This is a genomic window from Micromonospora sp. 4G55 (genome assembly GCF_016803375.1).
Map to the genome: position 1 here is coordinate 1 of NZ_JAEVHN010000244.1, position 8502 is coordinate 8502.

At 71.7% G+C, this 8502-nt stretch carries 6 protein-coding genes and 3 pseudogenes; 6 read left to right on the top strand and 3 right to left on the bottom strand.

The window, feature by feature from the left end; translation table 11 throughout:
* Nucleotides 1–223, top strand: a pseudogene (locus tag JNW89_RS19735) (IS630 family transposase); the annotation flags it as partial.
* A 391-nt stretch (nt 224–614) separates the two neighbouring features.
* On the opposite strand, the pseudogene JNW89_RS19740 reads toward JNW89_RS19735, so the two are convergent.
* Nucleotides 615–2058 (bottom strand): annotated as a pseudogene (locus tag JNW89_RS19740) (aldehyde dehydrogenase family protein).
* A gap of 142 nt (nt 2059–2200) precedes the next feature.
* Here JNW89_RS19740 and JNW89_RS19745 point away from each other — a divergent pair.
* The 5 genes from JNW89_RS19745 to JNW89_RS19765 all read left to right on the top strand — a co-directional run bounded on the left by JNW89_RS19745 (nt 2201) and on the right by JNW89_RS19765 (nt 7345).
* Entirely contained in the window at nt 2201–3637 is a 1437-nt protein-coding gene (locus JNW89_RS19745) for a gamma-aminobutyraldehyde dehydrogenase (RefSeq protein ID WP_238450023.1), read from the top strand.
* A gap of 3 nt (nt 3638–3640) precedes the next feature.
* Nucleotides 3641–4912: a 4-aminobutyrate--2-oxoglutarate transaminase gene (gabT, locus tag JNW89_RS19750; RefSeq protein WP_238450024.1), complete on the top strand. Its 1272-nt coding sequence runs from the start codon at nt 3641–3643 to the stop codon at nt 4910–4912.
* A gap of 128 nt (nt 4913–5040) precedes the next feature.
* Nucleotides 5041–5457: a GntR family transcriptional regulator gene (locus JNW89_RS19755; protein ID WP_238450025.1), complete on the top strand. Its 417-nt coding sequence runs from the start codon at nt 5041–5043 to the stop codon at nt 5455–5457.
* A gap of 11 nt (nt 5458–5468) precedes the next feature.
* A complete protein-coding gene (locus JNW89_RS19760) occupies nt 5469–6359 on the top strand; it encodes an ABC transporter ATP-binding protein (protein WP_238450026.1) in 891 nt (296 codons plus the stop codon).
* Nucleotides 6356–7345 carry a transporter gene (locus tag JNW89_RS19765; RefSeq protein ID WP_238450027.1) on the top strand — a complete coding sequence of 330 codons (990 nt, stop codon included), beginning with the start codon at nt 6356–6358 and terminating at the stop codon, nt 7343–7345. Before JNW89_RS19760 ends, JNW89_RS19765 begins: the two co-directional genes overlap by 4 nt.
* Before the next feature lie 111 nt (nt 7346–7456).
* Here JNW89_RS19765 and JNW89_RS19770 read toward each other — a convergent pair whose 3' ends face one another.
* The gene (locus tag JNW89_RS19770) at nt 7457–8137 is read right to left on the bottom strand and encodes a septal ring lytic transglycosylase RlpA family protein (protein ID WP_238450028.1); all 681 of its coding nucleotides are present in this window, start codon (nt 8135–8137) and stop codon (nt 7457–7459) included.
* A gap of 138 nt (nt 8138–8275) precedes the next feature.
* Nucleotides 8276–8502 (bottom strand): annotated as a pseudogene (locus JNW89_RS19775) (hypothetical protein); the annotation flags it as partial.

The following is an 8502-nucleotide window of genomic DNA, read 5'->3' on the forward strand; positions in this document are numbered from 1 at the left end:
CTGGCTCAACCTGGTTGAGCGCTGGTTCGCCGACCTGACCGAGAAGATGATCCGCCGTGGCGTGTTCCGCAGCGTCGACGACCTCGTCGCCGCCATCGAGGAGTACCTGCGCGTGCATAACGACGACCCGAAGCCGTTCGTCTGGACCGCCACCGCCGAATCGATCCTGACCAAGGTCCGACGTGGACGAGTCGCCCTTCAGCAAGTGGCTAGTCAAAACTGAGACAGAACACTAGCAGCGGCTCGTCGCTCAGTTTGAACTGCTCTTCCTCTTTGCACGTCTTGCTGCTTCACCCCGGCTCCGACCAGATCTTGGCTGAGGCGTCGGCGTGCCAGAGTCGCCTTTCACGTCAGGCGCCGCAAGGCTTTCTGCATGAAGCTCGGAACTTTTTCCTGCGAATGTATTTACATAGGAGAGTGCGACGACCAAGTAGTCCTCTGCTGGTCTCTGAACGACCGCATCCCAGAGGGCATCGGAGTGCTGATCCTCTGTTAATGCGAAGCCAAGGAACGATCGCGGACTTGGACGCCATGTGCGGCACGAGGATCAAGCGGTGGAGCAGCAACCGGAGACCGACTGCAATGCGCAGGTCGAGGGCTTTTCAACCGCTACTTCAGAGCTGCACCCCGGTCAGCACCATCACCCGCGGCTCGGTGTAGTCCTCCATCGCACTACGCAGCCCTTCGCGCCCCACGCCACTCCCCTTCACCCCGCCATAGGGCATCTGGTCCGCGCGGTACGACGGCACGTCCCCGACGATCACCCCGCCGACCTCCAGCACCCGCGCCGCCTCGAACGCCACGTCCAGGCGGTGGGTGAACACGCCCGCCTGCAACCCGTACGCGGAATCGTTGACGGCGGCGAACGCGGCGCGATCGTCGGTGACGCGCGCGACCACCAGGACCGGCCCGAACACTTCCTCCGTGCAGACCTTCGCGGAGGACGGCACGCCGGAGAGCACGGTCGGCGGGTAGGTGGCGCCGTCGCGCCGGCCGCCCACCTCGATGGTGGCCCCGGCGACGACCGCCTCGTCCACCCAGGCCTCCACCCGCTTCGCCGCCTCCTCGGACACCAGCGGCCCGACGTCGGTCAAGCCGGAGGCAGGGTCGCCCACCCGCAGCTCCTGCACCGACGCGACCAGCCGGGGCAGGAAGCCGTCGTAGAGCCACTCGTGCACGAAGACCCGCTGCACGGCGATGCACGACTGGCCGGCCTGGTAGTTGGAGAACATCGCGATCCGGTGCGCGGCGAACGTCAGGTCCTCGTCGGCGGCCCAGTCCTCGCAGATCACCGCCGCCGCGTTGCCGCCCAGCTCCAGCGTCACGTGCTTCTCCGGCGCGGAGCGGCGGATCGCCGCGCCCACCGGGCCGGAGCCGGTGAACGACACCACCGGCAGCCGCGGGTCGGCGACCAGCTCGGCGGCCCGCTCGTTGGGCAGCGGCAGCACCGAGAACATGCCCTCGGGCAGCTCGGTCTCGGCCAGGATCTCCCCGAGCAGCAGCGCCGACAGCGGCGTCGCCGGGGCCGGCTTCACGATGATCGGCGCGCCCACCGCGATCGCCGGGGCGACCTTGTGCGCCACCAGGTTCAGCGGGAAGTTGAACGGCGCGATCCCCAGCACGGGGCCACGCGGGACCCGGCGCACCAGGGCGATCCGCCCGGTCGCCGCCGGGTCGGTGTCCAGGCGCTGCAACTCGCCGGAGAAGCGGCGCGCCTCCTCCGCCGCCCAGCGGAACGTCGACACCGCGCGCCCCACCTCGGCCCGCGCCCACTTGACCGGGCTTGCCGGTTCTCGGCCGGTGATCAGCGCCGGCGACCTCCTCGGCCCGCTCCGCCAGCCGCCGGGAGACGTGGTCCAGGGCCGCCGCCCGTACGTGCGCGGGCAGGGCCGCGGCCTGCGCGGCCACGCCGGCCGCCGCCGCGACGGCGGCCTCGACCTGGTCGGCGGTGGCGAGCGTGGTACGCCCCACCGTCCGGCCGTCGTACGGGTGGGTGACGGTCAGCTCGCCCTCACCGTGAACGGGGCGACCGGCGACATAGAAGGCTCTCGGCTCCACGTCGGCAGCGTAGACGACGACCGCCCACACGGAAACAGTCGCCACAGGCCTTGTCTGCCGCGAATTCAGTAGCGAAGATGGCAGCAAGATTCCGATTACCTCCGCGACCAGACTCCCGGCCACCCCTCGGAGAGACATCCCCATGAGCGACCAGCAGCAGCTGCGCAACTTCGTCAACGGCCAGTACGTCGAACCGGCGGACGGCGGCTACGCCGACCTGATCGACCCGTGCACCGGCGAGGTCTTCGCCCAGGCCCCCGTCTCCGGCGCGGCGGACGTGGACGCGGCGATGAAGGCCGCCGCCACCGCCTTCGAGACCTGGCGGGACACCACCCCCGGCGAGCGGCAGAAGGCGATGCTCAAGCTCGCCGACGCCGTCGAGGCCCGCGCCGCCGAGCTGGTCGACGCCGAGGTACGCAACACCGGCAAGCCACGCCAGCTCACCGCCGACGAGGAACTGCCGCCGGCGGTGGACCAGTTCCGCTTCTTCGCCGGCGCCGCCCGCCTGCTCGAAGGCCGTTCGGCCGGCGAGTACATGGCCGGGCACACCTCGTACGTGCGGCGCGAGCCGATCGGCGTCTGCGCCCAGGTGACGCCCTGGAACTACCCGCTGATGATGGCGGTCTGGAAGATCGCCCCGGCGCTCGCCGCCGGCAACACGGTGGTGCTCAAGCCGTCCGACACCACGCCGGTGTCGACGCTGCTGCTGGCCGAGATCGCGTCGGAGTTCTTCCCGCCGGGCGTGTTCAACGTGGTCTGCGGCGACCGCGACACCGGTCGTAACCTCGTCTCGCACCCGACTCCGCAGCTGGTGTCGATCACCGGCTCGACCCGCGCGGGCATGGAGGTCGCCTCCGCCGCCGCGCCGGACCTCAAGCGGACCCACCTGGAGCTGGGCGGCAAGGCCCCGGTGGTGCTCTTCGACGACGCGGACGTCGCGGCGGCGGCCGAGGCGATCGCGGTCGGCGGCTACTTCAACGCCGGCCAGGACTGCACCGCCGCCACCCGGGTGCTCGCCGGCCCCCGGGTGTACGACGACTTCGTCGCGGCGCTGGCCGAGCAGGCCCGCAACACCAAGACCGGCGCGCCGGACGACGAGGACGTGCTCTACGGCCCGCTGAACAACGCCAACCAGCTGGCCCGGGTCACCGGTTTCGTCGACCGGCTGCCCGGGCACGCCAGCGTGGAGACCGGCGGCTCCCGGCTCGGCGAGCGCGGCTACTTCTACGCCCCGACCGTCGTCTCCGGGGTACGGCAGGCCGACGAGATCATCCAGGACGAGGTGTTCGGCCCGGTCATCACCGTGCAGCGCTTCTCCGACGAGGACGAGGCGGTGCGCTGGGCCAACGGCGTTGACTACGGCCTGTCCGCCTCGGTCTGGACGAAGGACCACGGCCGGGCGATGCGGATGACCCGCCGGCTCGACTTCGGCTGCGTCTGGGTGAACACCCACATCCCGTTCGTCTCCGAGATGCCGCACGGCGGCTTCAAGCACTCCGGGCACGGCAAGGACCTCTCGGTCTACAGCCTGGAGGACTACACCCGGATCAAGCACGTCATGCACAACATCGAGGGCTGACCGATGACGTCGTCGGAGGAACTGCACAAGCGGCGCGGCGCGGCGGTGGCCCGGGGCGTCGGCAGCACCATCTCGTCCTACGTGGACCACGCCGGCGGCGGCACCATCACCGACGTCGAGGGCCGGCAGTGGATCGACTTCGCGGCGGGCATCGCGGTCGCCAACGTGGGCAACTCCGCGCGCCGCGTGGTCGAGGCAGTGAAGGCCCAGGTCGAACGCTTCACCCACACCTGCTTCATGGTCGCCCCGTACGAGTCGTACGTGGCGGTCTGCGAGCAGTTGAACGCGATCACGCCGGGGGACTTCGAGAAGCGCTCGGCGCTGTTCAACTCCGGCGCCGAGGCGGTGGAGAACGCCGTGAAGATCGCCCGGCACGCGACCGGGCGGCCGGCGGTGGTGGTCTTCGACCACGCGTACCACGGTCGGACCAACCTCACCATGGCGCTGACCGCGAAGAACATGCCGTACAAGCACCGGTTCGGGCCGTTCGCCGGGGAGATCTACCGGGTGCCGATGTCGTACCCGCTGCGCGACGGGGGCCTCTCCGGCGCCGAGGCGGCGGCCCGGGCCATCGAGATGGTGGAGAAGCAGGTCGGCGCGGAGAACGTCGCCGCGCTGCTGATCGAGCCGATCCAGGGCGAGGGCGGTTTCGTCGTACCCGCGGCGGGGTTCCTGCCGGCGCTGCGCGAGTGGGCGACGGCGGCCGGGGTGGTCTTCGTCGCCGACGAGATCCAGACCGGGTTCTGCCGGACGGGGCAGTGGTTCGCCTGCGAGCACGAGGAGGTCGTGCCGGATCTGATCACCCTGGCCAAGGGCATCGCCGGCGGGCTGCCGCTGGCGGCGGTGACCGGCCGGGCGGAGCTGATGGACGCCGTGCACGTCGGCGGCCTCGGCGGCACCTACGGCGGCAACCCGATCGCCTGCGCGGCGGCGCTGGCCAGCATCGAGACCATGCGGGAACTGGAGCTGACCTGCGCGGCGCAGCGGATCGAGACGGTGATGGCGGCGCGGCTGCGCACCATCGCCGAGCGTGACCCGCGCATCGCCGAGGTACGCGGCCGGGGCGCGATGCTCGCGGTGGAGCTGGTGCAGCCGGGCACCCTCGTCCCGGACCCGGCCGCCACGGCGGCGATCTCGGCGGCCTGCCACGCCGCCGGCCTGCTCACCCTGACCTGCGGCACCTACGGCAACGTGTTGCGTTTCCTCCCGCCGCTGGTCATCTCGGACGACGAGCTGGCCCGGGGTCTGGACATCCTGGACGCCGCCTTCGGCTGAGCCACCGTCCGGCGAAGAGCGCCACGGGTGTCGACGACACCCGTGGCGCTTTTTCGTGTCACGGGTCCACCGGACGCCCGATCCTGTCCTATAGTCCTACTGTCGTAGGACAATGGAAGGGCGACTGGGTGATCGAGTTCGTACTGGACGGCAGGTCCAAGGTGAACACGTACGTGCAGCTGGTCCAGCAGGTCAAACAGTCCCTGCGGGTGGGCCTGCTGACGCCCGGTGACCAACTGCCGAAGGTCCGCGACGTCGCCCAGTCCCTGGCCATCAACCCGAACACGGTCTTGAAGGCGTACCGGGAGCTAGAGATCGAGGGCCTGGTCGAGGGTCGCCCGGGGGTGGGCACCTTCGTCCGGCGCACGCTCGCCGGCACGTCCCTGCCCAACCAGGCCGAGCTGCGCGAGGAACTGGTGGCGTGGCTGCACCGCGCCCGCACGGCCGGACTGACCCCCGAGGACGTCACCGCCCTCGTCGAGACCACCATGCGGGCCGCCCTCACCGCTGACCCCGAAGGCACGAAGACCGCCCCGGCACGATGAGAGGACACCAGATGGAGATCGCCCTGGAGGCCCAGGGGCTGGGCAAACGCTACGGGAAGACCTGGGCGCTGCGAGACTGCTCGCTGCACCTGCCGGCCGGGCGGGTCGCCGCCCTCGTCGGGCCCAACGGCGCCGGCAAGAGCACCCTGCTGCACCTGGCGGTGGGACTGCTCCGACCCGACGCCGGCGCCGTACGGATCTTCGGCGAGTCGCCGTACGACAACCCTGAGCTGCTGCCCGAGATCGGGTTCGTCGCCCAGGACACCCCGCTCTACCGCGACTTCACCGCCGCCGAGCTGGTCGACCTCGGCGCCCGGTTGAACCGGCGCTGGGACGCCGTGCTGGCCCGCAACCGGCTGGCCCAGCTCGGCATCCCGCCCAACCTGCGGGTCGGCAAGCTCTCCGGCGGGCAACGCGCGCAGGTCGCGCTGGCCCTCGCCCTGGCGAAACGGCCCCGGCTGCTGCTGCTCGACGAGCCGGTCGCCAGCCTCGACCCGCTGGCCCGACGCGAGTTCCTCCAGTCACTGATGGGCAGCGTCGCCGAGTCGGAGACCACCGTGCTGCTCTCCTCGCACCTGCTGGCCGACCTCGAACGGGTCTGTGACTACCTGGTGGTGCTGAACGCCGCCCGGGTGCACCTCGCCGGCTCGGTCGACGACCTGGTGGCCGCGCACCGGCAGCTGGTCGGCCCACGGCACGACGACGGCCCGATCGGCGGCGTCGCCGAGGTGGTCCGGGCCAGCCACACCGACCGGCAGTCCACGCTGCTGGTCCGCACCGAGGGTCCGGTCACCGATCCCGCCTGGACGGTACGCGAGGTCGGCCTGGAGGACGTCGTCCTGGCCTACCTCGCCGACGGCGCCTCGCAGACCAGTCACAGCGAGTGGGGGGTGCCGGCATGATCTGGCTGACCTGGCGGCAACACCGCAAGCAGGCGTTCTTCACCCTGCTGGGGTTCGCGGCGCTCGCTGCCCTGATGGTGCCGATCGGCCTGTCGATGCGGCACACCTTCGCCGACCTCGGGCTGGCGGACTGCGCACGCCAGCTCGCCGGCACCGACGTGGCGGCGGCGACCCGGGAGACCTGCGACGCGGGCTTCCGCCGCTTCACCAACCGGTACGGCAGCCTGAACCTGGTGGCCGTGCTGCTGCTCACGCTGCCGGTGCTGGTCGGCCTGTTCTGGGGCGCCCCCCTGGTCGCCCGCGAGGTGGAGCACGGCACGCACCGGTTCATCTGGACCCAGGGCGTCGGCCGGACCCGGTGGGCGCTGGTGAAGTTCGGGCTGGTCGGCGCGGCCGTGGTGGTCCTCGCGGTCTGCTACGGGCTGGGCATGTCGTGGTGGGTCGAACCGCTCACCCAGGCCGCGCACGAGGGCCGGCTCGGCATGATCGTGTTCGACCTGCAGGGCGTCGTCCCGATCGGATACACCCTCTTCGCCGTGGCGCTGGGCATCTTCGCCGGCACCGTGTGGAAACGGATGCTGCCCGCCATGGGCATCACGCTGGCCGGGTTCATCGGCGTACGGGCGGCGGTGGCGGTCCTGGCCCGCCCGCACTACCAGCCCGCCCGCACCCTCACCTTCCCGATCGAGGGGGTCACGGAGGCCGCCATGAGCCGCGGCGACTGGATCCTCAGCCAGGGCATCCGCAACCCCGACGGGACGATGATGGCGGAGGACACCCGGATCATGTGCCCGCCCGGCGGTAAGGGGCCCGAGGGTCGGGCCTGCGGTGCCGAGCTCGGCCTCCAGCCCGGCGCGTACAACTGGCAGCTCTACCAGCCGGCGGACCGGTTCTGGCTGTTCCAGGGCATCGAAACCGGCATCTTCGTCGCCCTCGCCGCGCTCCTGCTCTACCTGGCCGTCCGCCGCATCCGCCGCATCGCCTGACGACCTGGTGGAACACCATGGGTGCCACACCCATGGTGTTCCACCGGCGGGCCGCAGTGCCGTCAGGCCGGCGGGACGCCTCGGCACCAAGCGCGACCGCGCGACGGCACGTCAGCGGAGCAGCTCCACCACGTTGCGGCGGACCAGGTTCTTGCCGGGCTCCCGGATCGCGTCCATCGCGGCGGCGTTGAGCAGCACGCAACTGCCCGACGGGCCGGTCACCGTCACCGTGACCACCTTGCTGTTGTCCAGGTTGGTCACCCGCAGCCGGGTACCGACCGGGAACTGGCCGCTGGTCGCGGCGGGCGCCCCGCCCTCGGCGGAGAAGGTGATCGCACCGGCGCAGACGCTCGCCGCCGGCGCGCCACCCGGCTGGGCCGGGGGCTGCGCGTTGCCCGGCCGGGTCTGGCCGCCCGGCTGGGCCGCTCCCCCGGGCCGCGCGGCGGCACCGTCCAGGCGCTCCACCAGGTTGCGCCGGATCACGTTCTTGCCCGGTTCCCGTACCAGCTCCATCGCGGCGGCGTTGAGCAGCACGCAGCTCCCGGACGGGCCGGTCACCGTCACGGTCGCCGCCCGGTTGTTGTCCAGGTTGGTCACCCGCAGCCGGGTGCCCACCGGGAACCGGTCACTGGTCGCGGCGGGCGCTCCGCCCTCGGCCGAGAACGTCACCGAGCCCTGGCAGGCGCTCTGCCCGGCGGGGGTGGTGTCGGCGAAGCCGAACCCGGTCCCGACCGCCACCACCGCCGCGGCGACCACCGCCACCCCTGCCGCCAACACGTGCTTGCGCTGCACCTTTGTCTCCCGTCGTCCGGTGATCTCCGTACGCCGCCTGGTACGGCGTGGGAGCGCTACGCGGTTCAGCGGTTCTGGCAGGAGAGTTTCCGAAAGGGCGATTCCGTGACGCGGTGACGCCGGCGCCGCTACCCATCGTCACGAAGCGGGCGCGTCCCGGCGGATTCCGAGCGTGCTCTGCGCCGGGAGCATCCCGCTGGCGACCACCGCCCGGGTGACCGGCGCGAGGAGTTGGGCGAGCCGCCCGACGGCCGGTCCGAGAGCCTGCCACGGGGCGGCGGCCAGCTCGTCCGTACGCCGCTCCACCTCGTCGCGCAGCCGGCGCCCGGCGTCGGTGGCCAGCCCCGTCGGCGTCCACCAGGCCG